Raw genomic sequence first — 25,213 nt, 5'->3', positions numbered from 1 at the left:
TGCCAACAAGGCCGACTGAAATGACCGATTGGTCCCTCGACCAAGCCCGCAAGACCTACTCGATCCCGCATTGGGCGGATGGTTACTTCGACGTGGATCAGGCCGGGCACATGGTGGTGAGACCGACCGGGGCGGACGGCCCGGTGGTGTCGCTGCCCAAGGTGGTGGACGCTGCGCGCGCCGCCGGCGCCAAGCTGCCGCTGCTGGTGCGCTTCCCCGACATTCTCGGTCAGCGCCTGGGCAAGCTGCAGGCGGCCTTCGCCCAGGCCCAGCAGGACTGGGACTATGCCGGCGGCTATACCGCTGTGTACCCGATCAAGGTCAACCAGCACCGCGGCGTGGCCGGCACCCTGGCCAGCCACCACGGTGAAGGCTTCGGTCTGGAAGCGGGCAGCAAGCCCGAGCTGATGGCCGTGCTGGCGCTGTCGCGCCCGGGTGGCCTGATCGTCTGCAACGGCTACAAGGACCGCGAGTACATCCGCCTGGCCCTGATCGGTCGCAAGCTGGGCCTGCAGACCTTCATCGTCATCGAGAAGCCGTCCGAGTTGAAGCTGGTGCTGGAAGAGTCCAAGGCGCTGGACGTGAAGCCGGGCCTGGGCGTGCGCATGCGCCTGGCCTCGCTGGGCGCCGGCAAGTGGCAGAACAGCGGTGGCGACAAGGCCAAGTTCGGTCTGTCACCGCGCCAGCTGCTGGACCTGTGGAAGTCGCTGCGCGATACCGAGTACGCCGACTGCCTGAGCCTGCTGCACTTCCACATGGGCTCGCAGATTTCCAACGTGCGCGACATCGCCAACGGCATGCGCGAAGCCACCCGCTATTTCGTCGAGCTGTCACAGCTGGGCGCGAAGATCACCCACGTGGACGTGGGCGGTGGCCTGGGCGTGGACTACGAAGGCACCCGTTCGCGCAGCTTCTGCTCGATCAACTACGGCCTGAATTCGTATGCCAGCAACATCGTGCAGCCGCTGGCCAGCGCCTGCGAAGAGCACGGCCTGACTCCGCCGCGCATCGTGACCGAGTGCGGCCGCGCGATGACCGCACACCACGCGGTGCTGATCGCCAATGTCTCTGAAGTGGAGCAGGCGCAGGAAGGCCGCGTGCCGGACCAGCACGACGACGAGCCGGCGGCGATCCGCCACCTGCGCGAAATCCATGAGGAACTGGACGTGCGCCCGGCGGTGGAACTGTTCCAGGAAGCGCAGCACTTCCACGCCGAAGGCCTGGCCAGCTACGCGCTGGGCCAGATCGACCTGCCGCAGCGTGCGCGCATCGACGACCTGTTCTATGCCATCGCCCACGGCGTGCGCGCGCGCCTGAGCTACGACGAAAAGAGCCATCGCCCGGCGCTGGACGAATTGAACGAGCGCCTGGTCGACAAGTACTTCGTCAACTTCAGCGTGTTCGAATCGATTCCCGATGCCTGGGCGATCGACCAGGTGTTCCCGATCGTGCCGATCGAACGCCTGAACGAAACGCCGGACCGTCGCGGCATCATCGCCGACATGACCTGCGATTCCGATGGCATGGTCAAGACCTACGTTGAGAACGAGAGTCTGGACAGCTCGCTGCCGCTGCACGCGATCAAGCACGGCGAAAGCTACCGCATCGGTTTCTTCATGGTCGGCGCCTACCAGGAAATCCTGGGCGACATCCACAATCTGTTCGGTGATACCGACGCGGTGGAAGTGCTGGCCGACGCCGATGGTTATGCCATCACCCAGCAGCGCCGTGGCGACACCACCGACGTGATGCTGGACTACGTGGGTTACAGGCTGGACGACCTGCGTGCGGCGTATGCCCAGCGCGTGGCGGCGGCCGATCTTTTGCCGGAACGTGCGCAGGAACTGTCGGAAGCGCTGGAAGCGGGCCTGACCGGCTACACGTACCTGTCCGACGAACCGCTGGTCTGATGATTACGGGAACGCCGGGCATGTCCCGGCGCTACCGGCCCCGATGAGCGCGCGCGCGATCTTCCACCTGTTCCTGCATGCCGCCGTGCCAGCCCTGCTGGCATGGCTGTTCTGGCGCAAGCGTTTCGCCTCGGCGTGGTTGCTGATGCTGCTGGGCTGGGTGATCGACCTGGACCACCTGCTGGCCGATCCGATCTACGCGCCCAACCGCTGCAGCATCGGTTTCCACCCGCTGCATACGGCCCCGGCCATCGCCGTCTACGCGGGGCTGTGCGTGCCGAAGAAAACGCGGTTGTTCGGCATCGGTTTGATCATCCACATCGTGCTGGACGCGATTGACTGCTGGTGGATGCATCACCGTTGATGGGGAACTGAAATGCCCGGCGAAGGCGGTAGAGTCGACTGTTAGTCGACTGCTCTTTGCTGAGGCGCTGGGAAATCCCGCGCTACGCGCGAAAGTCGACTAACAGTCGACTCTACCCGCTTGGCGTTCCAGCGCCAACGAGTCACCCCGCTGGCAACCACACCGTCGCCCGCAAACCTGGCTGCGCATTCTCCAACGCCAACCGCCCGCCGTAGCTGGCGGCGATATCGCCCACGATCGCCAGGCCCAACCCGCTGCTGCCTTCACGCTCATCCAGCCGCACACCACGCTGGGTGACCCGTTCCAGCGCGTCTGCAGCCAGGCCGGGGCCGTCATCGCGCACTTCGATGCGTAGCTGCCCTTCGCTGGTTTCTGCTTCGACAGTGACCTGCCGTTGCGCCCAGCGCCCGGCGTTGTCCAGCAGGTTGCCCAGCATCTCTTCCAGGTCCGCACTGGCACCGGCGAACTGCAACGCCGGATCGATATCCGCCGCCGTGAACGCAATGCCACGTTCGCCATGCACGCGTGCCATCAGCCGGCACATCGCCTGCGCGACGGCCGCCACGTCGGTGCGTTGGCGATGGTCGGCGGCCAGTCCGGCAGCAAGGTAACGGTCGACGCTGGCCTGCATGCGCGCACTCTGCTCGCGCACGGTGGCACGCCAATGCGTACCGTCGCCGTCGGCCTCGGCGGCCAATACGCTCAGCGGAGTCTTCAGCGCATGCGCCAGATCCTGTGCACTGGTGCGTGCCCGCGCGACCATGCGCTGCTGGTGCTCCAGCAGCGCGTTGAGTTCTTCACCCAGCGGTGCGACCTCCGCGCCCAATCCGCGCGTTTCGATGCGCTGCGCATCACCGCGCCGTACGCGTTCCAGCTGCGCACCGAGGCGATGCAGCGGGCGCAGGCCGAAGTGCACCTGGCTGGCCAGCACCGCCAGCCACGCGGCGACCAGCACGCCCAGCGCGATGGCGGTGCGCTTGCGGAATGCAGCAACATCCGCGTCCAGTGCGCTGCGATCGGTGGCGACCACCGCCACGAACGGTTCGCGGGCGCGTGGCAGGCGCACCTGCTGCACGCGTGCGCGCAGCGATTGCTGCAGCGGCCCGGCCAGGTTGCGGGGGGTCGGGCCAGTGGCGGTGGCGGGAAGCGTTTCATCCCACAACGAGCGTGACTGCAGCAGCACGCGGCCGTCGGCACCGGCGATCTGCCAGTAAGCCCCGGAGAACACCCGCTGGAAGCGCGCATCGTTCGGTTCCTGGCGCAGCTGCAACTGGCCGTCGGGGGCAACTTCCACCTGCGCGACCAGAGTCAGCATGTCCTGCTGCAGTTCGTGGTCCAGCCGATCACGCGCGCTGCGCTTGAAAAGTTCCCCCAGCAGTGCACTGGCCAGCAGCGAGATCAGCAGCAGGCCGACGCCACCGGCCAGCAGCAGGCGCCGTCGCAGCGAGGGCTGCCGCGTCACGGCGGCGCCAGCCGCCAGCCCTGGCCGCGTACGGTTTGGATCAGCTCGATGCCGAGCTTGCGGCGTACGCGCCCGAGCAGCACATCCAGCGCGTTGGAGTCGGGATCCAGCCCACCCTCGAACACCTGTTCACCCAGGCGGTCACGGCCGATCACCTGGCCGCTGTGATGGATGAAGCAACTGAGCAGGCGGAACTCCTGCGGGCTCAGTGCCAGCGGCTGTCCGTCCAGTTCGAAGCGGCCGGCGTTGACGTCCAGCTGCAGCGGGCCGCAGTGCAGGCGCGGGCTGGCGTGGCCATGGCTGCGGCGGATCAGGGCGCGCAGGCGCAGCACCAGTTCGTCGGCCTGGAACGGTTTGGTCAGGTAGTCGTCGGCACCGGCATCGAAGCCGGCCAGCTTGTCGTGCCAGCGCCCGCGCGCGGTCAGCACCAGCACCGGGAAGCCGCGGCCGTTGCTACGCCAGCGCTCGATCACGCTCAGTCCGTCCAGGCCGGGCAGGCCCAGGTCGACGATGGCCGCCTGCAGATCTTCGATCTGGCCGATCTCTTCGGCCTGGCGGCCATCGGCAACCACATGCACCACGTAGCCGGCCTGCTCCAGCAGGGGCACCAGGCGCTGCGCCAGCGCGGCATCGTCTTCGGCCAACAGAATGCGCATCAGTCGTCCAGCTCCGTCTTCAGCAGCTTTCCGCTGCGCGCATCATAGTCCAGCTCCACCACCACGCCGTCAGCGCGCAGGATCTCCACTTCGTAGACGCCGTCGTCCAGCTCCACTTCCAGCAGTTGCCCCGGGTAGCGCTTGAGTGCATCGCGCACCACGCTTTCCAGCGGCACGTAACGGCCTTGCTGCACGGCACGGCGCGCGACCTGCTGCGCCGGATCCTGCACGGGCGCAGCGGCGGTCGGGGTGTTGGCCAGGGCCAGCAGCAGGGGCAGGGTGGCGAGCATCGCGGGCGCATGAGGGAAGGGGGAACAGGCGTGAGTGTGCAGCGGCTGACTAACAGCGGGCTAACAGCGCCGGCTAAGGGGCTGTTAACCACCCCGTGCATCGTGGCGTTGCCGGGATGGTCCGGCCATGAACACGAACAGGAGAATCCCCATGTTGAAGTCGCTTGCCCTCGCCACCGTCGCCGCCCTGGCCATCGTACCGGCCGCTCAGGCCGCACCGCTGGGCATGGCCCAGGTTGAACAGACCCTGCGCAAGGCCGGTTACACCCAGATCCACGAGATCGAGCGTGATGACAGCCTGTGGGAAGCGGACGTGAGCCGCGCCGATGGCCGCTTCAGCGAGGTCTACGTGGACCCGAAGACCGGCGAGATCTTCGACGAGCACAACGGCCGCGCGCTGCTGACCACCGAGCAGGTGCTGGCACGGGCACAGGCACATGGCCTGCGCGAGATCCATTCGTTGGAACGCGATGGTGCCACCTGGTCGCTGGAAGCGCGCAATGCCCGCAACCAGAAGGTGGAAGTGCGCCTGAGCGGTTACGACGGCCGCATCCTGCACAGCGAGCGCGATGGCTGGCTGGATTGACGTTGGCCCATGTAGAGCCGAGGCCATGCTCGGCTTTGCGGCCAACCGTAGCCGAGCATGGGCTCGGCTCTACAGGAGCTGGCTTACCAGCCGAACGGCGGCGGGTAGTCCCAGTAGCCCGGGCCACGGCCGTAGTAGCCGCCATACGGACCGAAGAAGCCCGGGCCCTTGCCTTCGCTCACGTGGATGTTGACGTTGACCCCGTGGGTCTTGCCCTCATCGGTGGTGTAGTTCTTGCTCAGGTTCAGCGTGGCGGCGTTGTAGTGGCTGTTGCCGCCATTCTTGGAATAGCCGATGCCGGTGGTGAAGCTGCCGGACACCTTGACCTTGTCGTCGGTCACGTCGGCGATCTTCGCGTCGTCGTGCACGCGCGGGCCGCTCTTGTCGCCGTAGTACGTGCCCGGCGGGTCCTGCTGCAGGGCTGGGTCGTTGAGGTAGCGCATCGGCGCCTGCGGCAGCGTCAGGTCCAGGCCGGCCGCCTGCGGCGCGGTGGCGCCTGCGGCGGACTGGGCCAGCACGGTTCCCGGCAGGGCCAGGCACAGCAGCAGGGTCAGGGGGCGGATCATGACAGCGCTCCAGCGGACAGGTGGCCACGCAACACGCGGCGGTACAGGCCGACGCTAGCAGGGGCTGCTTGAATGATGCCTGTCGGTACCGGATTGGGGTAGAGCCAGGCCATGCCTGGCTGCAGGTCACAACCGCCCGAACCCGAACAGCCCCGCCAGTGGATGCGTGCGCCGTTCGATCCGGGCCCGCAGCAGCTGCGCGCCGATCATCGAATAGGTGATGCCGTTGCCACCGTAGGCCATGGCGAAGTGCACCCGCGGTCCCCATTGTTCGTGCGGGCCGAAGAACGGCAGGCCATCAGCGGTCTCGGCGAAGGTGCCGCCCCAGGAGAACGCCGGCACCGGGTCCAGCCGTGGGAACCAGCGCAGCAGCTGCTTCATCAGCTGGTCGGCCTTGCTCTGAACGCGCCGGTCGCGGCGGGCGGGGATGTCGATGGCGTCGTCCAGCCCGCCCACCAGCAGGCGACGGTCGCCGGTGGCGCGCAGGTACAGGTAGGGGCGGGCGCTCTCCCAGACCATCGTGTTGCGCAGCCGGCCGAGCACGTCCGCATCGATGGGATCGGTGATGAAGGCGTAGCTGCTGCGGTTGCGTGCGACCCGTTGCTTGAGCCAGCGCTGGTTGGCATAGCCCATGGCCAGCACCACGTGGCGTGCGCGGATGGTGGCACCGGCTTCGGTACGGGCGGTCACCCCGCGCGCGGTAGCATCGAGGCTGTGCAGTATGGTGCGGTCATGCACATGGCCGCCGCGCCGACGCAGGCGCTGCAGCAGCGCATAGGTCAGCCGATACGGATCAACCCGGGCCGCCTGCCGGGTCAGCAGGGCGCCGCCGGCCCCAACGTCGAAACGTTCCTGCAGTTCCCCGGGGCCAAGCCAGCGGGCATCCAGGCCGATGCCGCGACGGGCATCGCCTTCGGCCATCAGGCGCGGCACGTCGCGATGGCGGCTGGCCAGGTACAGGCTGTCCATCCGCTGGAAATCCACGTCCTTCAGGCCCCGCGCCACATCGCCCAGCGCCGGAATGGCCTCGGCACAGGCAAGGTAGGCCCGTGCGGCGGCGTCATGGCCGTAACGCTGTGCCAGTTCCAGCAGATGGGTATCGATCTCGTACTGCAGCAGCGCGGTGCTGGCGGCGGTACTGCCCCAACCGATGTCGCGCTGCTCGATGACCGCCACCTCGTGGCCGTGGGCGGACAGTTCGTCGGCGATCAGCGCACCGGTGATGCCACCACCCACCACCAGCACGTCGCAGCGCAGGTTCTCTTCCAGCGGTGGGAAGGCGTGGATCAGGCCGTTGCGAACCGCCCACCATGGGTAGCCACTCTTGAGGTCCATGGGCGTGCGCGGCTCAGGCTGTCGGGCGACCGGTATGCGGGGTGTGGATCAGTTCGGACAGATCGAAGCCCTGCAGGCGGGCAGTCGCCAGATAATGGTCCTGCACGGTCGCGTCCAGGCGTGGCTCGCGTGCCATCAGCCACAGGTACTTGCGGTCCGGGCTGCCGACCAGCGCGACGCTGTAGTCCGGGGCGACCTGGATCACCCAGTAGTCGCCCTTGGCGAATGGCAACCAGCGCAGGCCCTTGGGCAGGAAGCTCACCTCCAGGCGCGCGCTGTCGTTGTCGACGGCACAGGCCTCGCCGGTGGCTTCCTCGACCTCGCCGTCCATGCGGCAGCGGTTGGTGACGCCGACGTTGCCGTTGTCGAGCAGGGTGTAGTGCGCCGACACGTCGGTGCAGCCTTCCGGTTCGTGGCGCATCGGCAGGCGTGCGATCTCGTACCAGGTGCCCAGGTAGCGGGGCAGCTTGAGGTCGGTGACGGTCTTCAGCGGCGGGTGGTCGGTCATCGGCGGTCGTGGCAGGGGTGGGCCTCCACGATGCCGATGGCCTTGCCATGGGCGGGTGAAGCCGGGGCGATGGCCGTGTCCAGAACGTTCCGTCGCTGCTGCGGCGTGCCCGTTGTCAACGGTGCGGCGGTATGCTGCCACCAGCGCCGTGTTTTCCTGATCCAACCGAAGTGGAGGTGCCGATGTACCAGGTGATCCTGTTGAAGAGTGAATCCGCGTTCGCACGCGAACAGTGGCCGCAGGTCGACGACCTGGTGGACTACGAGGGCGTCAGTTACAGCCTGCGTGCCGGCCCGCGCCAGCCACTGCCGACCGACCACGACTGGCACCCGGTGGCGGTGTATGCGCCCGATGAGATCACCGAGGAAGAGTTCCAGGACTGGTACGCGCTGCAGCAGCCCACGGTGGAAGAGCTGCGGTTGAAGTACTGATACCGCCACGGGGCCACGCATCCGCCCTTTACCGTCTGTGCCGTATAGTCGCGCGCAGGCGCGGTGGTCCGCGCGAAACGGTGTGGCTGGCGTGTCTTCTTTCCTGCAATCGATCCGTGCACGGGGGCCTTGGCTGGTCCTGCTGCTGTGCACTGCCTTCCTGCTGTCGGCACCGGTGCTGGCACAGGATGAGGACCCCACGCCGAAGCAGCAGCTGGCGGATATCGATGCGAAGCTGAAGGAAGTCGACCGCAAGCGTGGTGATGCCGCGGCCATCGAAACATTGGCCATGCTGTCCGAGGACGCTTCGAAGGCCCGGCGTGACGCCGAGGCGCTGGAGAAGTCGCTGCAGCCGCAGCTGGACCGTCTCGACGAACAGCTGGCGCAGCTGGGCACGCCTGCCGAGGGCGCCACCGAGCCGCCCGAACTGGCGGCGCAACGGCGCATCCTCAACAAGCAGCGCGACGGACTGGCCGCATCGGTGGCCCAAGCCAAGACCAGCGCGGTGCGTGCCCAGCAGCTGGCGACCGACATCGACCAGCAACGCGCCGCGCAGCGCACCGAAGAGCTGGGGCAGAAGGTGGCCTCGCCGCTGTCGCCTGCGCTGTGGAGCAAGGTGGCCGAGCGCCTGCCGATCGATATCGCACGCGTTGCGCCGCTGGCCGAGCAGGGGCGTGACACGCTGGTCGCTGGCATCGGCGCCAATGGCTGGGGCACGCCGCTGCTGGGCCTGGTGGCCGCGCTGGTGATGATGTTCCCGCTGCGGTTGTGGCTGCGCCGCCTGGGGCGGCAGTTCGCCGCGTCTGACCGCGCGCCTGATGGCCGCCTGCGCCGGTCTGGCCTGGCCATGTGGCTGCTGCTGGTGGGCACGTTGCTGCCCGGCTATGCCGTAGTGGTGCTGATGGCGGCGCTGGACGCCGTTGATGCGATCGCACCGCGCCTGCAGGTGGTGGCCGACGGGTTGGAAACCGCGACCTTCCGCGCCGCGTTCATCGCGGCGCTCAGCGCCTGCCTGCTGGTGCCCAAGCGCCCCTCATGGCGATTGTTGAATCTGGACGACACCGCCGCACTGAAATTGCGCAAGTACGCCTGGGGCGCGGCGGCGCTGGCCTGGCTGAGCGCGGTGCTGGTCGCCCTCGATCAGGCCACGCGCACCAGCGACGTCACCACGGTGGCGCTGGATGGCCTGATTGCACTGACCTACCTCGGCCTGATCATGGCCATGCTGGTGACGCTGGCGCGCCTGCACCGCCGGCAGACCGCCGAGGCCGAAGCCAAGCTGGAAGCGCAGGCCGACGGGCAGGGCCCGAGTACGCCGGTGCGCCGCAGCAGCTGGCTGGTGCTGGCGCGCGTGGCAGGCAACATCGCGGTGGTGGCAGCGATCATCGCCACGCTGCTGGGCTATCTGAATTTCGCCAAGTTCGTGAACCAGCAGCTGATCGGCGGCAGCATCGTGGTGCTGGCGGCGACGCTGCTGTTCAAGTTCGTCGATGACCTGAGCACCTGGATGCTCAACGCCGACAGCAAGGTCGGCCAGACCATCCTGCTCAGCACCGGGCTGAGCGTATCGCGGCTGGAGCAGGCCGGCGTGCTGCTGTCGGCAGCACTGCGCACCATCGTCGTACTGATCGCGCTGCTGGCCCTGGTGGCGCCATTCGGCAACATCGGCGCAGTGGTCGAGCGGTTCTCGTCGCTGTTCACTTCTGGGTTCGATATCGGCGGAACCAAGCTGGAGCCGGTGCGCATCGTGCTGGCCGTGCTGGTGCTGCTGGCCGGCCTGGCGGTCACCCAGCTGGTGCAGCGCTGGCTGACCGACACCTACCTGCCCAAGACCGAACTGGACCTGGGCGCACGCAATTCGGTGAGTACGGTTGCCCGCTATGTGGGCATCATCATCGCGGTGATCTGGGCGCTGAGCGCGATGGGCTTGCAGCTGAGCAAGCTGGCATTGCTGGTCAGCGCGCTGTCGGTGGGTATCGGCTTCGGCCTGCAGGTGATCACCCAGAACTTTGTTTCCGGCCTGATCCTGCTGGCCGAGCGCCCGGTGAAGATCGGCGACTGGGTGAAGCTGGGTGACCAGGAAGGCGACATCCGCCGCATCAGCCTGCGCTCGACCGAGATCCAGGTGGGCGACAAGTCGACGCTGATCGTGCCCAACTCCGAGCTGGTCACCAAGACCGTGCGCAACATGACGATGGGCAACAACCAGGGCCGCATCCAGATCCAGTTCGCGGTACCGCCCAGCACGGATGTCGGCAATCTGCGGCAGGCGCTGCTGGATGCGTACACCGCGCACACCAACGTGCTGAAGCAGCCGGCGCCGACGGTCTACATCGACAGCATTGCCGGTGGCCAGATCACCATCAACAGCTTCGCGTACGTGGCCAGCCCGCGGCAGGTCTACGCCACCCGCAGCGATCTGTACTTCAGCCTGCTGCAGATCCTGGCGGAGCGGAACATCCCGCTGTCGACCCCGACCGACATCCACATCACCCGCGATCCGCAGGAGTAGGGGTTTATTTGCAGGGCTGCGCCCTGCACCCGCCGAAGCAACGGCCGAAGCAAGAGCAACAGCAAAAGCTGGCATTCCGAGGATTGGCGGGGTGGGTCCGGTTGCGGGAGACGCCGTAAACCCATCCATGGGGGCTTGGCCGCGGCATCCATGCCGCGGACACTCCCGCCACCGGACCCACCCCGCCTTCGACAGTTGGCTGCGGTCTGTTGGAAATACTATTGGGGTCAGATCCGTTTTCCTCCGGAAAACGGATCTGACCCCATTTTGATTTTCGATATCTGACAGATTGTGTCGACCAAGGTCGACACCCACCAACAGCACACGAAATCTGTCAGAGGTGGGGCGGTGTCGGAGTGCGGGGTGTCAGCCGCATGGATGCGGCTGCCAAGCCTACAGGGACGTACTTGCGGCGTCCCCGCACTCCGGCACTGCCCCGCCCAACCACGGAATGCACGCTGTTGCCGTTGCTGTTGCTCTTGCTTCGGCTGTTGCTTCGGCGGGTGGCAGGGCGCGGCCCTGCAAAGAACCCTACCCGCGCGGTCGGCTGCGCGAGGGCACCAGTGCGAACGTATCCACCGCCAACTTCTCGGCATGGTTCAACCACGCGCGGATCTCCAGATCGTCCACTTCGTGGTCCAGCCCGAACGATACGTTGATCTTGCCATTGGCATCGGGCTGCACCCACTGCTGGGCCAGCACCACCTTGCGCTGCGACGACACCGCCTCGATCCAGAAACCGCGATCCGGGCGCGTGCTCGCCACCAGCTGCAGCATGTACTGGCCGGCGCGGGTGCGGCGGCCCTTCTGCGTGATCATGTGCGCCTGGCGCACGCTCGGGCGCGGGCCCTGGAAGGGGTCCAGCGGTGCATCCACGGCGATGCCGCCACGCAGGTCGTTGTCACGGTAGAGCTTGATGCCGTTGTCGCGGTTGACCAGCAGGGCGCACCAGTCGCCATCGGCCGAGCCGTCCTCGAACGCGGTACAGCGATCGACATAGGCCAGGGTATTGTCCGGGTCGGCATCATCGAACTGGCGTGAGGTGTTTTCCAGATATACCGACTTCAAACCCCAGTCCTTGTCGTACTCCAGCAGAACCGGTGGCTGCACATGCTGCAGGCCGACCACCACCTGGTCGTCGCCGTCGATCTTCAGTTCACGGGTCGGTTCACCCAGCCACAGCGAACGGGCGAACGCCAGATACTGCGGGTAGTCGCGGCCACCGTCGCGGCGCGCGGCGACGCTGGCGCTCGGCGCGCGCTTGTCATCCAGCAGCGAGCGGCCAAAGCCCATGGTCTGCAGGTTCGGGTCGAGCAGGCTGAGCAGGGTGGCGCCGGAGTCCAGCGTTGAACCGTCTTCCACCGCCAGCTGGCGAGGCGTCACGCCGTCGCCGAGGAACAGCAGCAGGTTTTCGCGCTGCTGCTTGGCCAGCACATGGCTGAGATCGTTGGGCATCGCCAGATGATCGGAAGCGATCACGATCAACGTGTCCTTGCCATACGGGCTGGCCTGGATGCGCTCGACCAGCTGCGAGATCAGGCGGTCGGTGCACTTGAGTGCATTGAGCAGGCCGATGTTGCCGTACTGGCTCTGGTAGCGCTCGCCCTTGCACGACACCGGCAGGTGCCCGGCCGGGTGATGGGTATCCATGGTCAGCGTGGTCAGCATGAACGGCGAGCCGGCACGCGAGAGCTGCTCGAAGCGCTGGTAGGCGGTGTCCAGCAGCACGTCATCGTGCACGCCCCAGGCCGAGTAATGGATGCGGCCGATCTTCTTCTGCTGCTTGAACCAGGCCAGGTCATGCACTTCATCGAAACCGTGGCTGGCCAGGAACTGGCCCTTGCCGGCGAACTGGCCGTTGGCACCGCCAAGATAGTGGTTGGTGTAGCCCTGCTGCTTCAGGTAGTCGCCGAGGCACACCGCCTTGGGCAGGAAGCTGCCCATGCGGTCCATGCTGTTCTCATCGCCCTGCGAGGTGGTCAGCGGTACGCCGCACATCGACGACACCAGGCCGGCGATGGTCCAGCCGCTGCCTTCGGCCGAGGCCAGGCCACGCACGTCCAGCGACTCGGACGCCAGGCGGTTGAGGTTGGGCATCAGGCCGGGGAACACGGCCTCGTCCAGGTAGGTACGTTCCAGGCTTTCGCCATAGATCCAGACGATGTTGCGCGGACGCTGCAGTGGCTGCGTCGGCACCTGGTACTCAGGTGCGATGCGGGCGAAATCGACCGGGCGCAGCTGCTGATACAGGCGCTGGCCGTCGCGGGCCAACGGGCTGAACATGATCGTGCCCACCCACACTGCGATGAAGCCGGCAAACCAGGCGCCTCCATGGCCGGGCCGGCGCCAGCGCTTCACCCGCGTGGCGAACAGCGGCAGCAGCGAGACCAGCGCCAGCACGATGAAGCCGGCGATATAGCCCTTGAAATCGGAGACACCGGCGCCTTCCATGTCGGCGCCCAGGTGGTACAGGGTGGCGGCGTTGAGCCCATCACCGGACAGCTTGTCGATCAGCCACCATGCGCTGAGCGCAAGCAGCAGCAGCGAGAACGCACTGGCCTTCCACCACACCCACTTGTCGGACGCGAGGAACAACCAGCACAGCAGCAACAACGACAGCAGCAGTATCCAGAGCATAGGCAGCTTCGGCAGTGACGGGGTGGTGGTGATGGACGTCGTACCGACGCGTGTCCATCCGACCGGCGCTGCCGCAAGCACATGCATGTGACAGGCCGATGACCCGATAGTGCATGCACGAACCTGACTGAAATGTTTGTTGCAATGACGCGCGCGGGATCGCGCTCAGAAGGTAAAACGAGCGTGAAAGACGCCGTTGGATTGCATTAAAAACCGCATGAATACGGGTGTTTTCTGTGATGCGCTAGCGATGCCCGCGCTCTTCGCGTGCCCGCGCGCGACGATCGAACAGCAGTGCACTGGTCACGATGCCAAGGCCGAGCACTACGCCGATGAACAACAGAATCAGCGCAATGAGCGGGTAGCCTAACAGGTGCCAGCCGGTGTCGATTTTCATCATCATCGCCGCGGCCATGATCAGCGCCGCGCTGATGATGCCGGCCGCCACGCGGTTGGCGATCTTCTGCAGGTTCTCCATCAGCCGCGATTCCTCCAGCCCGGTCACCTTCATCTGCAGGCGGTTTTCGGCCAGCAGCGCCATGATGTCCGAGAGCTTGCGCGGTCCATCGCGCAGCAGCTGCTGCAGCTCCATCGCCTCGCTGGCGATGTTGGCTGCGGACAGTGATTTCTTCAGTCGCGCGCGCATCACGTGCTGCAGCTGACGCTCGACGATGCGTCGTGTTTCCAGCTCGGGTGCCAGCAAGCGGCACACGGTTTCCAGGTTGAGCAATGCCTTGCCCAGCAGGCTCAGTTCCGGCGGTGTGCGCAGCCCACAGGCGGTGGCGATGCGCACCATGTCCAGCACGACGCGGCCTTCGGAGAACGTGCCGCTGGCGGCGTAACGCGCGATCAACTGGCCGGTCTCACGCAGGTAACGTTCCTCGTCGAACGCCTCCAGACGCGTGCTGATGCTGATCAGGTCGTCAGCCACTTCCTCGCCACGGCCATCGACGGCGGCGAACAGGATCTTCAACAGGCGCTCGCGCAGGCGCGGCGGCATGTGCGCGACCATGCCCAGATCGAAGATCGCCAGCCGGCCATCGGGCATCACCCGCAGGTTGCCCGGATGCGGGTCGGCATGGATCTCGCCATGCACGAAGATCTGGTCCAGGTAGCCGCGGATCAGCGCCGCCGCCAGTGGATCCATCGACTGTTCGGTGCGGCGCACATCGGGGATCGCATCCACGCGCACGCCGGTGGCCAGTTCCATGGTCAGCACGCGCTGGCTGCTGTAATCCCACAGCGGCTGCGGGATCCACAGGCGGCGGAACGGCTTGAGGTGGCGGCCGAAGCGGGCCAGGTTCTCGGCCTCGGCGTGGTAGTCCAGCTCCTGCATCAGGGTCTTGGCGAACTCGTTGAGCCAGTCGCGCAGGCGCACGCGGCGGCCGACCTGGGTCAGGTGGTCGGCGGCCAACGCGAAGCTGCGCAACGCCTCCAGGTCCGAGCGCAGCTGTGCAGCGACTTCAGGCTTCTGCACCTTCACCGCCACCTGGCGTCCATCGTGCAGCACCGCGCGATGCACCTGCGCGATCGAGGCGCAGCCAAGGGGTTCAGGGTCGAACGAGGCAAACAGCTTGTTCACCGGTGCGCCCAGCTCCTGCTCGACGATCGCGTGGATGCGTTCGACCGGGATCTCGGCCACTTTCTCCTGCATGCGTTCCAGTGCGGTGGCGAACTCCACCGGCACCATGTCCGGGCGCGTGGACAACATCTGGCCCAGCTTGACGAAGGTGGGCCCCAGCGCTTCCAGATCGCTGACGAACTGTTCCGGGTTGCCGTCTGCGGGAACGTCGGCCGGATTGCCTGCGGCATCCAGGTTCATGCCCGAGAACACGCCTGAATGGCGATAGCGCATCAGCAGGCGCAGGATCTGGCTGCGCCGGTTCATGCCTTTGACCAGCGGAGGATTGCCATAGGCGGTGGGCGGGTTGCTCAAGCGGAACTCCTTTCAGACGACGGCCGGTAGCGCCGGGCCATGCCCGGCGAAACGGGATCACGCTCCAGTCTGGCCGGGCCGGGGTCGTCACGTGGTGAACCCGATCTCTTCCGCAGTCAACGCCGAATCGGTCAGAATCCGCCCATTCCCTTTCTTGGACGCCCCATGGCCGGTGCCAGCCTGTTCGCCCTGCTCGACGATATCGCCACCCTCCTCGACGATGTCTCGGTCCTGACCAAGGTCGCGGCGAAGAAGACCGCTGGTGTACTCGGCGACGATCTGGCGCTGAACGCGCAGCAGGTCACCGGGGTCAACGCCAACCGCGAACTGCCGGTGGTGTGGGCGGTGGCCAAGGGCTCGCTGGTCAACAAGGTGATCCTGGTGCCGGCGGCTCTGGCGATCAGCGCGCTGGAGGCCTGGCTGCACAGCCGCGGCTGGAACGTGCCGCTGATCGTGCCACTGATGATGATCGGTGGCGCGTTCCTGTGCTTTGAGGGCGTTGAGAAGCTGGCACATCGCTTCCTGCATTCGTCCGACGACGATGCCGAGCGCCAGGCCGAGCGGCGCAAGGCGCTGGCCGATACCCAGGTGGACATGGTCGCGTGGGAGAAGGACAAGGTGAAGGGCGCGATCCGCACCGACTTCATCCTCTCGGCCGAGATCATCGTGCTGACCCTGGGCGTGGTCGCCACCGCGCCGTTCACCAACCAGGTGGTCACGCTGGCCGTGGTTGCACTGGCGATGACGGTCTTCGTCTATGGGCTGGTCGCGGGCATCGTGAAGCTTGATGACGTCGGCCTGTATCTCTCGCGCAAGGGCGGGGCTGTGGCCGCCTTTGGTCGCGGCCTGGTGGCCTCGGCACCGTGGCTGATGAAGTTCCTGTCAGTGGCCGGCACCATCGCCATGTTCCTTGTGGGCGGCGGCATCCTCGTGCACAACGTGCCGGCACTGCACCACACGGTGCAGGCATTGGGCGGCGAAGGGCAGTGGGGCTGGCTGATCAGTGCTGCGGCCAACATGGTGGTCGGCATCATCGCCGGCGCCATCGTGCTGGCGGCGGTGACCGGGTTCCAGAAGCTGCGCGGTAAGTAATATGTAGAGCCGAGCCCACGCTCGGCTGCTCTACGGCGCTGCGCGCCGCCGCCCGAACATGGGCTCGGGCGCTACAGAATCCGCACGCTGGATCATCACCCCGCCTGCACCCGGTTCTTGCCCTGCCGCTTGGCGGCATACAGCGCGTCATCAGCGCGGCGCAGCAGGGTCTCGGTATCGTCGCCGGGCTGCCATTGCGCCAGCCCAGCGCTGAAATGCACCGGCACGCGCTGGTCCTGCACGGTCAGCACGCGATGTGCCAGCGAACGCTGCAGGCGCTGCACGGTGGCCATGCTGTCGGCGCCCTGGGTTTCCGGCAGCACCAGTACGAATTCGTCGCCGCCCAGCCGAGCGATGCCGTCGGTGGCGCGCAGCAACAGCTTGCACACGGACACCAGGTGCTGCAGCAGCGCATCGCCACCGGCATGCCCGTGCGCGTCGTTGGTCTGGTGGAAATCATCCAGGTCGATCACCGCCACGCCCAGTGGCGAGTTGTTGCGCGCGGCGCGCGCCAGCTCGCGCTGCAGCAGTTCGTCCAGGCCGCGACGGTTCAGTGCCTGGGTCAACGGATCGATGCGTGCCAGGTCACCGGCGGCGCGCAGCTCCTGCTCAAGCTCGGCGATGCGTTGCTCTGCACGTTCCACTTCCTGCCGCGCATTGGCCAGGTGATCGCGGGCCTGTGCAGCCTGCTGCTGCACCTTGCCGGTGTCGCGCATCACCTCCTGCAGCAGCTGATTGAGGTCGGCGATGCTGCGCGCCTCGCGCAGCTGCAGCGCGTAACTGCCGATGCGGTCGTGGTACTCACCGGTGCTGGTGGCCATGCCATCCATGCGCTCGATGAACTCGCCCATCAGCCCGCGCATGGCCGCCTTTGAATCATCGATGCCCTGGCGCAGCAGGCCCTGCTTGTAGATCACTTCGCGCAGCTCGGCGCGGGTTCGCTCGACGGCCTCGGCCTCCAACGGCCCGTCCAGCAGCTGGCGTACTGCGGCGATCTGGCCCTGCAGCCAGCTGCGGTCGTCCAGCAGCTCGCTCACGTTCTCCAGCAGCAGCGCGAACAGTTCCAGCAGCAGTGCCTGCTGCTCCTGCCAGCTCTCGGCGCGCACGCCGACCTGGTGGCCGAGCTCGCGCACGCCCTGTTCGATCGGTTCCAGTGCCGTGCCCGGCTGCCACTGGCGCAGGCGCATGGCCAGCGCCTGTGCCTGCTCACGCAGGTCCGGGTCGTGCTGCAGCAGGGCTACCACCGCCCCACCCAGCAGCAGCCGCAGCTGCTCGGACAGGCGCAGGCTTTCCGGCTGCCCGTGCGGGGAATGCTGCTCGATGGTGCGGATGTACTTGTCGATCAGCTGCCGCATCGCGCGGCCGTAGCGTGGCCAGTCGGCGCTGGCCTGCGCCGACTGCAGGCGGTCGCCCATGTCGCCCAGCTCGCCGGGCAGGGTGGCCATGCCGTTGGCGAACGCCGCCAGCAGCGGTTCCGGCGCGTCGGCGCCTGCGAACAGTTGCTGCAGGGCCACGCCACCGCCGCCCTGCAGCACCACGCGGTCACCCAGCCCATCGTCCACCACCGCACGCACGCGTGCCGGCGGCCCAAGGGCAGTACCGGGGGCAGGGCGGTGGTCGGGCTGGTCCGTCATGGAGCAAATCCTGGGGCTGGCAGGGGCAGGTTCCAGCATATCGGCGCGGCTGCCGATGGCTTGAACGGCTACGATGGGCGACAGGATGCCGCAGTGGAGGTGGTGATGCGCGTGATGTTGCTGGGGGCGACCGGCCTTGTCGGCGGGCTGACCCTGTCCCGGCTGCTGGACGACCCGCGCTGCAGCGCCGTGGTGGCACCCACCCGCCGCCCGCTGGCGTTGACCCGCGCGACGCTGGAAAACCCGGTGCTGGCCTTCGACGCGCTGCCGGCCGCACCGGGGTGGGCGCGCGTGGACGCGGTCATCTGCGCGCTGGGCAGCACCATTGCCCAGGCCGGCAGCCGCGAGGCCTTCCATCGCATCGACCATGACTACCCACTGGCGTTCGCCCGCCTGGCGCAGGCGCAGGGTGCGCAGGCCTATGTGCTGAATTCCGCAGCCGGTGCCGATCCGCAGTCGTCGATCTTCTACAGCCGGGTGAAGGGCGAGCTGGAGCGCGACCTGCGCGCGCTGGGCTTCAATTCGTTGACCCTGGTCCGCCCAGGGTTGATCGGGGGCGAGCGCAACGAGGTGCGCCGTGGTGAGCGTTTCGCGCTGACGGTGCTGGGCGCGCTGGGGCCGGTGTTGCCGCGGGCGTGGCGGATCAATCCGGCTACCGAAATCGCCAAGGTGCTGGTCGAGGCCGCGTTGGCCCCGCAGCCGGGCGAGCACGTGGTGGCATCGAGCGCGCTGGTCGGCTGATGTCACGTGCGCTGCGCCTGACCCAGTTGCTGCAGCTGCTGCGCCGTCATCGACGTCCGGTGGCCGGGCAGGCCCTCGCCGACGCGCTGGGGATCAGCCTGCGCACGCTGTACCGCGATATCGAGACCCTGCGCGAGCAGGGCGCTGACCTGCGTGGCGAGGCCGGCGTCGGCTACCTGCTGGCGCCGAGCGATACCTTGCCTCCCATGACCCTGCCACCGGCCGAGATCGACGCGCTGGTGCTGGGCCTGCGCTGGGTCGCCGCGCGCACCGAGCCTGCGCTGGCCGAGGCTGCCCGTGATGCCCTGGCGCGTATCGCCCATGTGTTGCCTGCAGCACGGCGCGAAGCGCTGCGTGACAGTGGCCTGCGCGTGGGCCCGTCGCGCGCCGCGGCCAAGGTTCCCGCGGCTCGTCTGCAGGCCGTGCGAGAGGCTGTCGGTTCGCAGCAGCGCCTGAAGTTCGGCTACGAGGACGCGCAGGGCCAGCGTACCGAGCGCACCGTCTGGCCGTTCGCGCTGGGTTACTTCGATGAAGTGCCGATGCTGGCGGCATGGTGCGAAGGTCGCGAGGACTTCCGGCATTTCAGGCTCGACCGCATCCGTCAGGTGCGCGTGCTGGAGGATCACTACCTGGTGCCACGCGCCACCCTGCTGCGACGCTGGCAGAAAGCGCAGGGCATCGCACCGGACTGGCTGGATCGCTCATAACCACAGCAACAGCGGGAAGCGGGGAGCGGGCGGCGGGGTAGAGTCGACTGTTAGTCGACTATCGCGCGCAGCGCGGGGTTTCAAGCACGCTGAAGGAAGAGCAGTCGACTGACAGTCGACTCTACCGACAGACGAATCCACCGACAGTCGAATCTGCTGACAGAATCTGTCAGCAGGCCCATACCACCATGATCGCTCCCAACAACAGAGCTTCCCCATGTTCAAGCCCAGCACCCTGCTGCAGTACGTGCGCGACGTCGCCGCCAGCGCCACTTTCTACAGCGGCATTCTCGGCAAACCGCCGGTCGAGCAGTCGCCCGGCTTTGCCCTGTTCCTGCTCGGCGATGGCGCTGCCCTGGGCCTGTGGCAGCGCGACGACGTGCAACCGCCGGTGTCCACGCAGGCCGGTGCCGCCGAACTGGCGATGGTCGTCGCCAACCCCGACGCCGTGCAGCAGATGCACGATGCGTGGCACGCACTCGGCGTGCAGATCCTGCAGGCGCCGGTGACGCTGGAGTTTGGCTACACCTTCGTCGGTGCCGATCCTGACGGGCACCGCCTGCGTGTCTACAGCCGCGCCGAGGGCATGGTCGCTCGCGATTGATCGCAGGCATTTGGTAGATCCACGCCATGCATGGATGCGGGCACAAAAAAAACGCCGGGCAGTGCCCGGCGTTTCTCCAACTCATGTGCCAACCAAGGTTGGCACCCACCGATCAGCTGGATCAGCTGGCCAGCGCCAGGTCGTCCATCATCGCGCGCAGGAAGCGTGCAGCTTCGCCGCCGGTTGCCGCGCGATGGTCGAAGGTGACCGACAGCGGGATGACCTTGTGCGCTTCCACGCCGCCCATCACCGGAGTCATCTGGTGGCGGGCACGGCCGGCACCGACGATGGCCACGCACGGCGGTACCACGACAGGGGTCGCGTAGCGGCCGGCGAACATGCCGAAGTTGGACAGCGAGATGGTGTAGCCGCTCAGTTCCGAGGCGGCGATCGAACGCGATTCGACCTGCTCGCGCAGGCGATTGACGCCTTCACGGATGCCGCGTGCGTCGAGCATGTCGGCATTGCGCAGGGCCGGCACGAACAGGCCGTCGTCGGTGTCCACGGCGATGCCGATGTCCACCTGCGCGTGCAGGGTGCGGGTCAGCGCTTCACCGTCGAACCAGGCGTTCATCGCCGGCACCTTCTGCGCGGCGACCACGATCGAACGCACCAGGCGCGCGGTGACGTCGTTGCCCGGCAGCCAGGCGTGGATGTCGGCGTCGTCGTTCAGCGTGGTCGGCACGACCTTGCTGTGCGCGTCGGCCATGACGCGCGCCATGTTGCGGCGCACGCCCTTCAGCGGTTCCGGCTGGCCCTTGGCGACCACGCCCGGCGGCTGGGTGCGCATCGGCTTGCCAGCGGCAGACAGCGGGGTGCGGGCTTCGCTCTGCACCGGGGCAGACACCTGCGCCGGGGCCGGTGCGGCATACGCGGCGGCGGCGACCGGTGCCGGGGCGGCGCCGAGCTTGGCGGTGCCATTGGCGGCGGCCTGCTTGACGTCGGCCATGGTCACGGCGCCATCGGTGCCGGTGGCTGGCACGCGGCTCAGGTCCACGCCCAGCTTGCGCGCCATCGCACGCACCGCCGGCACGGCCTTGACGCCACCGACGGCCAGCGCCTGTTCGGCATGCACGGCATTGGAGCTCTGCATCGCGCCGACCACGGTACCGGCGTCATCACGCTCGGCTGCGGCGGGCTTGGCTTCTTCTGCGGCCACCGGTGCGGCGGCAGCGGGAAGCGGCGGCGGCGTCGGTGCAGCGGCCGGTGCGGCATGGCCATGGCTGTGGCCGGTGTCCTGGCCATCGGCGCGTTGCGGCAGGTTCGGGTCCAGTTCGAAGCTGGCCAGCACCGAGCCGGTCGGGATGATGTCGCCGGCACCGCCGGACAGCTTCAGCACCTTGCCGGAGAACGGCGAGGGCACTTCCACCACGGCCTTGGCGGTCTCCATCGAGACCAGCGGCTCGTCCAGCTTGATCACATCGCCTTCCTTGACGAACCACTCGACGATGGTCGCGTCCGGCAGGCCTTCGCCCAGGTCGGGCAGGTTGAAGTTCTTGGTCTGGCTCATTTGCAGTTCTCTTCCAGCAGTTCCAGTTCGCGGGCCGGCAGCCAGCCCGTCGCGCCATTGGCGCGCTCGGACCACCACCACCCACCGTGTTCGTGATGAAGCTTCACCATCTCGCCGCTTTCCACATCCAGCTCGCGGGCGTCGTAGTCGCACAGTGCTTCGGCGCGACCCTCGTCCAGCAGCTGCAACCAGGCGACGGGCGCCCATCCAGCGCGCCCATCGTTGGTGCGTACCCAGGCAAACGCCGGCCATTCCTCGTCACGGACACCTACTTCGACGATCTGGCCGGTGTGGAACCGGAGCGGGTTGGGATACTGGCTGCGGTAAGCCCCCAGAAGGCGGGCCCGCATGTCAGCCGGCCGCCACCGCGCGCTTGGCTGCAGCCACGATCCGCTCAACGCTCGGCAGGTACTTCATTTCCAGGCGGAACAGCGGAATGTGGGTGTCGTAGCCAGTAACGCGTTCGACCGGGGCCAGCAGGTCGTAGATCGATTCCTCGGCCAGGCGCGCGGCGATCTCGGCGCCGAAGCCCGCGGTCTTCGGGGCCTCCTGCACGATCACGCAGCGGCCGGTCTTGGCCACCGATTCGGCGATGGTGGCGAAGTCCAGCGGACGCAGCGTGGCCACGTCGATGACTTCGGCACTGATGCCTTCGCCGGCCAGCTTGTCGGCCGCTTCCAGCGCTTCCTTCACCTGCGCGCCCCAGGTCACCAGGGTCACGTCGGTACCGTCGCGCAGCACGAAGCAGACGTCCAGCGGCAAGGCCTCGCCGTCGTTGACGACCACCTCCTTGTACTGGCGATAGATGCGCTTGGGCTCCATGTAGATCACCGGATCCGGCTCGCGGATCGCGGCCAGCAGCAGGCCGTACGCACGCTGCGGCGAGGACGGCAGCACCACGCGCAGGCCCGGCACGTTGGTGAAGATCGCCTCGTTGGCTTCGCTGTGGTGTTCCGGCGCGCGGATGCCGCCGCCCCACGGCACGCGCAGCACCATCGGGCAGTGCAGGCGGCCACGGGTGCGGTAACGCAGGCGTGCGGCGTGGCAGACGATATGGTCGACCATCGGGTACATGAAGCCATCGAACTGGGCTTCGGCCACCGGCTTCATGCCCTGCGCGGCCAGGCCAATGGTCAGGCCGGCGATGGTGGTTTCATCCAGCGGGGTATCGAGGATGCGCTCGGAGCCGAAGCGCTGCTGCAGGCCGGCGGTGGCGCGGAACACGCCGCCGTTGACGCCCACGTCCTCGCCCAGCACCAGCACCGACGGGTCGTGCTCCAGCTCCCAGGCCAGCGCCTGGGTGATGGCTTCGATGAGGGTGATCGGCGTGGTGGTCATGCTCTCTTCTCCGCGCGCGACAGCAGCGCTGTCGGCGGCGTTGGTGTGCGCGCCGGGCGCGCCGTTCTTGATCTCATCCATGGCGCTTCTCCAGGGCGATCGCCTGGGCACGCTGGGCCAGCAGGTCCGGCGGCGGATCGGCATACAGGAAGTCGAACATCGCCTCGACCGGCTGCACCGGGGTGTTGAGGTACAGGTTCACTTCCTCGTCCACGCGCGTGCCGCACTCGGCGATCCAGGCGGTTTCTTCTTCTTCGCTCCACACGCCGGCGGCGGTCAGGTACTTGCGCAGGCGCAGCATCGGCTCGCGCTGCCAGGCATCCTTCACTTCGGCGTCGTCGCGGTAGCGGCGCGCGTCATCGGCGGTGGTGTGGTCGGACAGGCGGTAGGTCATCAGTTCCAGCACGGTGCCCCCGTCGCCGGCCAGCGCACGTTCGCGCGCCTGCTCCATGGCGGCCAGCACCGCGATCAGGTCGTTGCCGTCCACCTGCAGGCAATGCAGGCCGCCGGCCAGCCCCTTCTGCGCCAGCGTCTCGGCACCGGTCTGGGCCGAACGCGGAACCGAGATGGCCCAGCCGTTGTTGACGATGCACAGGATCAGCGGCAGCTTGTAGGCGCCTGCCGAATTCAGTGCTGCGTAGAAGTCGGTCTTGGAGCTGCCGCCGTCGCCGCACACCGCCACGGCGATCTGCGGTTCCTTGTTGAGCTTGAACTTCAGCGCGGCGCCTGCAGCATGCAGGCACTGGGTGGAGATCGGCACGCAGAACGGGAAGTCCTTGGCCGCATTGCCGCCGTAGTCGTTGCCGCGCTCGTCGCCGCCCCAGTACATCAGCACGTCGTGCGGACGCACGCCACGCATGAACATCGCGCCGTACTCGCGGTAGGACGGTGCAAACACATCGTCCTTCTGCATCGCAGCGCCGATGCCCACGTGCGCGGCTTCATGGCCCAGGCAGGCGGCATAGGTGCCGAGCTTGCCGGTGCGCTGCAGCGCGATGGATTTGCTGTCGAACGTGCGTACGTACAGCATCTGCTTGAACAGCGGTACCAGGACCTTGGGGTCGCGCAGCGACGCGGGCAGGTCATCGCGGACGAGCTTGCCGTCCGCGTCCAGGTACTGCAGGTATTCGATCTTGAATTCAGCGGCAACCGTCATTGCGTACTGCACCTTCGACAGAGAAGTTACAAATGATATGAATCGCCATGTTAAGGAACGCGTACGGAATAGCCTTCCTGCGCCGCAACACGGCGATTCCCCGTTTTACCCCTGCCGGCGGGTGGGGGGCCAATAACAACAACGTATTCAGTCGTTGCTGCAAAGCATCAGAATACGCCTCTGGCTGACCGCCAGTACAACGGCATGTGGGGTTCCACGCGCAGGCCCGGCATCGGCCGATGCTCCACGGCCAACCGCACGCCCCGGTATGGACCCGGCGGCTGCCAGCGCGGCGGCAACGCGCTACCCTTGCCGCCCCCGATCTGGCCGCACCCATGTCCGTCGACAACAACCAACGCGATCTCGAAGCCGGCATCCACACCGACCTGCAGGGGCGCCTGACCTACGGCGGCTACCTGCGGCTGGACCAGCTGCTCAGCGCGCAGCAGCCGCTGTCCAACCCGCCGCACCACGACGAGATGCTCTTCATCATCCAGCACCAGACCTCGGAGCTGTGGCTGAAGCTGCTGGGCCACGAGCTGCGTGCCGCAATCGGCTTCCTGCAGCGCGATGAAGTCTGGCAGTGCCGCAAGGTGCTGGCGCGCAGCAAGCAGGTGCTGCGCCAGCTCACCGAGCAATGGTCGGTGCTGGAAACGCTGACCCCGTCCGAGTACATGGGCTTCCGCGACGTGCTGGGCCCTTCGTCGGGTTTCCAGTCGCTGCAGTACCGCTACATCGAGTTCCTGCTGGGCAACAAGAACGCGCAGATGCTGCAGGTGTTCGAGCACGACGCCGCGGGCCAGGCGCAGCTGCGCACCGTGCTGGAAGCGCCCAGCCTGTACGAGGAGTTCCTGAAGTACCTGGCCCGCTTCGGCCACGCCGTACCGGCTGTGTATGAAAACCACGACTGGACCCAGCCGCACGTGGCCGACGACGCACTGCAGCCGGTCTTCGAGCGCATCTACCAGGACACCGACCGCTACTGGCGCGAGTATTCGCTGTGCGAGGACCTGGTGGACCTGGAGACCGCCTTCCAGCTCTGGCGCTTCCGCCACATGCGCACGGTGATGCGGGTGATCGGCTTCAAGCGCGGCACCGGCGGCTCGTCCGGGGTGGGCTTCCTGGCCAAGGCGCTGGAACTGACCTTCTTCCCTGAGCTGTTCCAGGTGCGCACCAGCCTGCAGGCCGGGCCCCCGTCAGCGCAGGGCTGATCCGTATTCAGCTTGGACCGCGGCCAT

General features: G+C 67.2%; 23 protein-coding genes. 10 read left to right on the top strand and 13 right to left on the bottom strand.

Annotation, left to right across the window (positions count from 1 at the left end; genetic code table 11):
* Nucleotides 1–20 precede the first annotated feature (20 nt).
* Both speA and AASM09_RS20630 read left to right on the top strand, forming a co-directional pair.
* A complete protein-coding gene (gene speA / locus AASM09_RS20635; RefSeq protein WP_049432012.1) occupies nt 21–1,910 on the top strand; it encodes an arginine decarboxylase in 1,890 nt (629 codons plus the stop codon).
* A 43-nt stretch (nt 1,911–1,953) separates the two neighbouring features.
* Entirely contained in the window at nt 1,954–2,274 is a 321-nt protein-coding gene (locus AASM09_RS20630) for a DUF6122 family protein (RefSeq protein ID WP_049432014.1), read from the top strand.
* A gap of 142 nt (nt 2,275–2,416) precedes the next feature.
* On the opposite strand, the gene AASM09_RS20625 is transcribed toward AASM09_RS20630, so the two are convergent.
* Genes AASM09_RS20625 through AASM09_RS20615 form a run of 3 tightly spaced genes read right to left on the bottom strand, consistent with a single transcriptional unit; the run spans nt 2,417 to nt 4,682 of the window.
* Complete coding sequence (locus tag AASM09_RS20625; RefSeq protein ID WP_049432017.1) at nt 2,417–3,736, bottom strand: sensor histidine kinase; 1,320 nt, start codon at nt 3,734–3,736, stop codon at nt 2,417–2,419.
* Nucleotides 3,733–4,392, bottom strand: a complete 660-nt coding sequence (locus AASM09_RS20620) for a response regulator transcription factor (protein WP_049432019.1) — start codon at nt 4,390–4,392, stop codon at nt 3,733–3,735. Before AASM09_RS20620 ends, AASM09_RS20625 begins: the two co-directional genes overlap by 4 nt.
* Nucleotides 4,392–4,682 carry a PepSY domain-containing protein gene (locus AASM09_RS20615; RefSeq protein WP_049432022.1) on the bottom strand — a complete coding sequence of 97 codons (291 nt, stop codon included), beginning with the start codon at nt 4,680–4,682 and terminating at the stop codon, nt 4,392–4,394. Before AASM09_RS20615 ends, AASM09_RS20620 begins: the two co-directional genes overlap by 1 nt.
* A 151-nt stretch (nt 4,683–4,833) precedes the next feature.
* Between AASM09_RS20615 and AASM09_RS20610 the strand changes: the two genes are divergently transcribed.
* A complete protein-coding gene (locus AASM09_RS20610; protein WP_043034271.1) occupies nt 4,834–5,268 on the top strand; it encodes a PepSY domain-containing protein in 435 nt (144 codons plus the stop codon).
* Between the two features lie 83 nt (nt 5,269–5,351).
* Here the strand turns inward: AASM09_RS20610 and AASM09_RS20605 are convergent, their stop codons facing one another.
* The 3 genes from AASM09_RS20605 to AASM09_RS20595 form a co-directional block, all read right to left on the bottom strand.
* Nucleotides 5,352–5,834 carry a hypothetical protein gene (locus tag AASM09_RS20605; protein WP_005411364.1) on the bottom strand — a complete coding sequence of 161 codons (483 nt, stop codon included), beginning with the start codon at nt 5,832–5,834 and terminating at the stop codon, nt 5,352–5,354.
* Between the two features lie 126 nt (nt 5,835–5,960).
* Nucleotides 5,961–7,169 carry an NAD(P)/FAD-dependent oxidoreductase gene (locus AASM09_RS20600; RefSeq protein ID WP_049432025.1) on the bottom strand — a complete coding sequence of 403 codons (1,209 nt, stop codon included), beginning with the start codon at nt 7,167–7,169 and terminating at the stop codon, nt 5,961–5,963.
* Between the two features lie 13 nt (nt 7,170–7,182).
* Nucleotides 7,183–7,677 carry a lipocalin family protein gene (locus AASM09_RS20595; RefSeq protein WP_049432030.1) on the bottom strand — a complete coding sequence of 165 codons (495 nt, stop codon included), beginning with the start codon at nt 7,675–7,677 and terminating at the stop codon, nt 7,183–7,185.
* 182 nt (nt 7,678–7,859) lie between these two features.
* Here AASM09_RS20595 and AASM09_RS20590 point away from each other — a divergent pair, with 182 nt between their 5' ends.
* Nucleotides 7,860–8,108 (top strand): hypothetical protein, encoded by a 249-nt coding sequence (locus AASM09_RS20590; RefSeq protein WP_006474562.1) that lies wholly within the window; start codon nt 7,860–7,862, stop codon nt 8,106–8,108.
* Nucleotides 8,109–8,190: 82 nt separating this feature from the next.
* On the top strand, nt 8,191–10,620 hold the full coding sequence (locus AASM09_RS20585) for a DUF3772 domain-containing protein (protein ID WP_049432033.1): 2,430 nt from the start codon (nt 8,191–8,193) through the stop codon (nt 10,618–10,620).
* Nucleotides 10,621–11,151: 531 nt separating this feature from the next.
* Here the strand turns inward: AASM09_RS20585 and AASM09_RS20580 are convergent.
* Nucleotides 11,152–13,257: a phosphoglycerol transferase I gene (locus AASM09_RS20580; protein WP_049428079.1), complete on the bottom strand. Its 2,106-nt coding sequence runs from the start codon at nt 13,255–13,257 to the stop codon at nt 11,152–11,154.
* Between the two features lie 244 nt (nt 13,258–13,501).
* A complete protein-coding gene (locus AASM09_RS20575; protein ID WP_049428045.1) occupies nt 13,502–15,193 on the bottom strand; it encodes an ABC1 kinase family protein in 1,692 nt (563 codons plus the stop codon).
* A gap of 165 nt (nt 15,194–15,358) precedes the next feature.
* Here AASM09_RS20575 and AASM09_RS20570 point away from each other — a divergent pair, with 165 nt between their 5' ends.
* The gene (locus tag AASM09_RS20570) at nt 15,359–16,285 is read left to right on the top strand and encodes a DUF808 domain-containing protein (RefSeq protein ID WP_049428046.1); all 927 of its coding nucleotides are present in this window, start codon (nt 15,359–15,361) and stop codon (nt 16,283–16,285) included.
* A gap of 95 nt (nt 16,286–16,380) precedes the next feature.
* Here the strand turns inward: AASM09_RS20570 and AASM09_RS20565 are convergent, their stop codons facing one another.
* A complete protein-coding gene (locus AASM09_RS20565) occupies nt 16,381–17,919 on the bottom strand; it encodes a GGDEF domain-containing protein (RefSeq protein WP_049428047.1) in 1,539 nt (512 codons plus the stop codon).
* 105 nt (nt 17,920–18,024) lie between these two features.
* Between AASM09_RS20565 and AASM09_RS20560 the strand changes: the two genes are divergently transcribed.
* The 3 genes from AASM09_RS20560 to AASM09_RS20550 all read left to right on the top strand — a co-directional run bounded on the left by AASM09_RS20560 (nt 18,025) and on the right by AASM09_RS20550 (nt 19,971).
* Nucleotides 18,025–18,660, top strand: a complete 636-nt coding sequence (locus AASM09_RS20560) for an NAD-dependent dehydratase (RefSeq protein WP_180849116.1) — start codon at nt 18,025–18,027, stop codon at nt 18,658–18,660.
* On the top strand, nt 18,660–19,367 hold the full coding sequence (locus AASM09_RS20555; protein WP_049428053.1) for a helix-turn-helix transcriptional regulator: 708 nt from the start codon (nt 18,660–18,662) through the stop codon (nt 19,365–19,367). The genes AASM09_RS20560 and AASM09_RS20555 overlap by 1 nt, the downstream gene beginning before the upstream one ends.
* Before the next feature lie 217 nt (nt 19,368–19,584).
* Nucleotides 19,585–19,971: a VOC family protein gene (locus tag AASM09_RS20550; protein WP_049428055.1), complete on the top strand. Its 387-nt coding sequence runs from the start codon at nt 19,585–19,587 to the stop codon at nt 19,969–19,971.
* Between the two features lie 121 nt (nt 19,972–20,092).
* Here the strand turns inward: AASM09_RS20550 and AASM09_RS20545 are convergent, their stop codons facing one another.
* From AASM09_RS20545 to pdhA, 4 genes are read right to left on the bottom strand one after another with little or no spacing between them, the layout of a single operon-like run.
* Nucleotides 20,093–21,481 carry a dihydrolipoamide acetyltransferase family protein gene (locus tag AASM09_RS20545; protein ID WP_049428057.1) on the bottom strand — a complete coding sequence of 463 codons (1,389 nt, stop codon included), beginning with the start codon at nt 21,479–21,481 and terminating at the stop codon, nt 20,093–20,095.
* Nucleotides 21,478–21,831 carry an SH3 domain-containing protein gene (locus AASM09_RS20540; protein ID WP_008265756.1) on the bottom strand — a complete coding sequence of 118 codons (354 nt, stop codon included), beginning with the start codon at nt 21,829–21,831 and terminating at the stop codon, nt 21,478–21,480. Before AASM09_RS20540 ends, AASM09_RS20545 begins: the two co-directional genes overlap by 4 nt.
* 1 nt (nt 21,832) lies before the next feature.
* A complete protein-coding gene (locus tag AASM09_RS20535) occupies nt 21,833–22,900 on the bottom strand; it encodes an alpha-ketoacid dehydrogenase subunit beta (protein ID WP_019338598.1) in 1,068 nt (355 codons plus the stop codon).
* The gene (gene pdhA / locus AASM09_RS20530) at nt 22,893–23,975 is read right to left on the bottom strand and encodes a pyruvate dehydrogenase (acetyl-transferring) E1 component subunit alpha (RefSeq protein ID WP_049428059.1); all 1,083 of its coding nucleotides are present in this window, start codon (nt 23,973–23,975) and stop codon (nt 22,893–22,895) included. The genes AASM09_RS20535 and pdhA overlap by 8 nt, the downstream gene beginning before the upstream one ends.
* A 335-nt stretch (nt 23,976–24,310) precedes the next feature.
* Between pdhA and AASM09_RS20525 the strand changes: the two genes are divergently transcribed.
* Nucleotides 24,311–25,186 carry a tryptophan 2,3-dioxygenase gene (locus AASM09_RS20525; protein ID WP_049428061.1) on the top strand — a complete coding sequence of 292 codons (876 nt, stop codon included), beginning with the start codon at nt 24,311–24,313 and terminating at the stop codon, nt 25,184–25,186.
* The last annotated feature ends 27 nt before the right edge of the window (nt 25,187–25,213 follow it).

The organism is Stenotrophomonas maltophilia (genome assembly GCF_039555535.1).
Lineage (GTDB): Bacteria > Pseudomonadota > Gammaproteobacteria > Xanthomonadales > Xanthomonadaceae > Stenotrophomonas > Stenotrophomonas maltophilia_Q.
Note: the sequence above shows the minus strand (reverse complement) of the source record. Positions and strands in the feature narration are given on the sequence as shown.

Excerpts from the sequence above, each read along its gene's own strand:
- AASM09_RS20605 (WP_005411364.1), bottom strand. The coding sequence starts at position 5,834 with ATGATCCGCCCCCTGACCCTGCTGCTGTGCCTGGCCCTGCCGGGAACC.
- AASM09_RS20550 (WP_049428055.1), top strand. The coding sequence starts at position 19,585 with ATGTTCAAGCCCAGCACCCTGCTGCAGTACGTGCGCGACGTCGCCGCC.
- AASM09_RS20565 (WP_049428047.1), bottom strand. The coding sequence starts at position 17,919 with ATGACGGACCAGCCCGACCACCGCCCTGCCCCCGGTACTGCCCTTGGG.
- speA (WP_049432012.1), top strand. The coding sequence starts at position 21 with ATGACCGATTGGTCCCTCGACCAAGCCCGCAAGACCTACTCGATCCCG.
- AASM09_RS20570 (WP_049428046.1), top strand. The coding sequence starts at position 15,359 with ATGGCCGGTGCCAGCCTGTTCGCCCTGCTCGACGATATCGCCACCCTC.
- AASM09_RS20620 (WP_049432019.1), bottom strand. The coding sequence starts at position 4,392 with ATGCGCATTCTGTTGGCCGAAGACGATGCCGCGCTGGCGCAGCGCCTG.
- AASM09_RS20600 (WP_049432025.1), bottom strand. The coding sequence starts at position 7,169 with ATGGACCTCAAGAGTGGCTACCCATGGTGGGCGGTTCGCAACGGCCTG.
- AASM09_RS20630 (WP_049432014.1), top strand. The coding sequence starts at position 1,954 with ATGAGCGCGCGCGCGATCTTCCACCTGTTCCTGCATGCCGCCGTGCCA.
- AASM09_RS20525 (WP_049428061.1), top strand. The coding sequence starts at position 24,311 with ATGTCCGTCGACAACAACCAACGCGATCTCGAAGCCGGCATCCACACC.
- AASM09_RS20615 (WP_049432022.1), bottom strand. The coding sequence starts at position 4,682 with ATGCTCGCCACCCTGCCCCTGCTGCTGGCCCTGGCCAACACCCCGACC.
- AASM09_RS20580 (WP_049428079.1), bottom strand. The coding sequence starts at position 13,257 with ATGCTCTGGATACTGCTGCTGTCGTTGTTGCTGCTGTGCTGGTTGTTC.
- AASM09_RS20535 (WP_019338598.1), bottom strand. The coding sequence starts at position 22,900 with ATGGATGAGATCAAGAACGGCGCGCCCGGCGCGCACACCAACGCCGCC.
- AASM09_RS20555 (WP_049428053.1), top strand. The coding sequence starts at position 18,660 with ATGTCACGTGCGCTGCGCCTGACCCAGTTGCTGCAGCTGCTGCGCCGT.
- AASM09_RS20590 (WP_006474562.1), top strand. The coding sequence starts at position 7,860 with ATGTACCAGGTGATCCTGTTGAAGAGTGAATCCGCGTTCGCACGCGAA.
- AASM09_RS20595 (WP_049432030.1), bottom strand. The coding sequence starts at position 7,677 with ATGACCGACCACCCGCCGCTGAAGACCGTCACCGACCTCAAGCTGCCC.
- AASM09_RS20610 (WP_043034271.1), top strand. The coding sequence starts at position 4,834 with ATGTTGAAGTCGCTTGCCCTCGCCACCGTCGCCGCCCTGGCCATCGTA.
- AASM09_RS20540 (WP_008265756.1), bottom strand. The coding sequence starts at position 21,831 with ATGCGGGCCCGCCTTCTGGGGGCTTACCGCAGCCAGTATCCCAACCCG.
- AASM09_RS20545 (WP_049428057.1), bottom strand. The coding sequence starts at position 21,481 with ATGAGCCAGACCAAGAACTTCAACCTGCCCGACCTGGGCGAAGGCCTG.
- AASM09_RS20560 (WP_180849116.1), top strand. The coding sequence starts at position 18,025 with ATGCGCGTGATGTTGCTGGGGGCGACCGGCCTTGTCGGCGGGCTGACC.
- pdhA (WP_049428059.1), bottom strand. The coding sequence starts at position 23,975 with ATGACGGTTGCCGCTGAATTCAAGATCGAATACCTGCAGTACCTGGAC.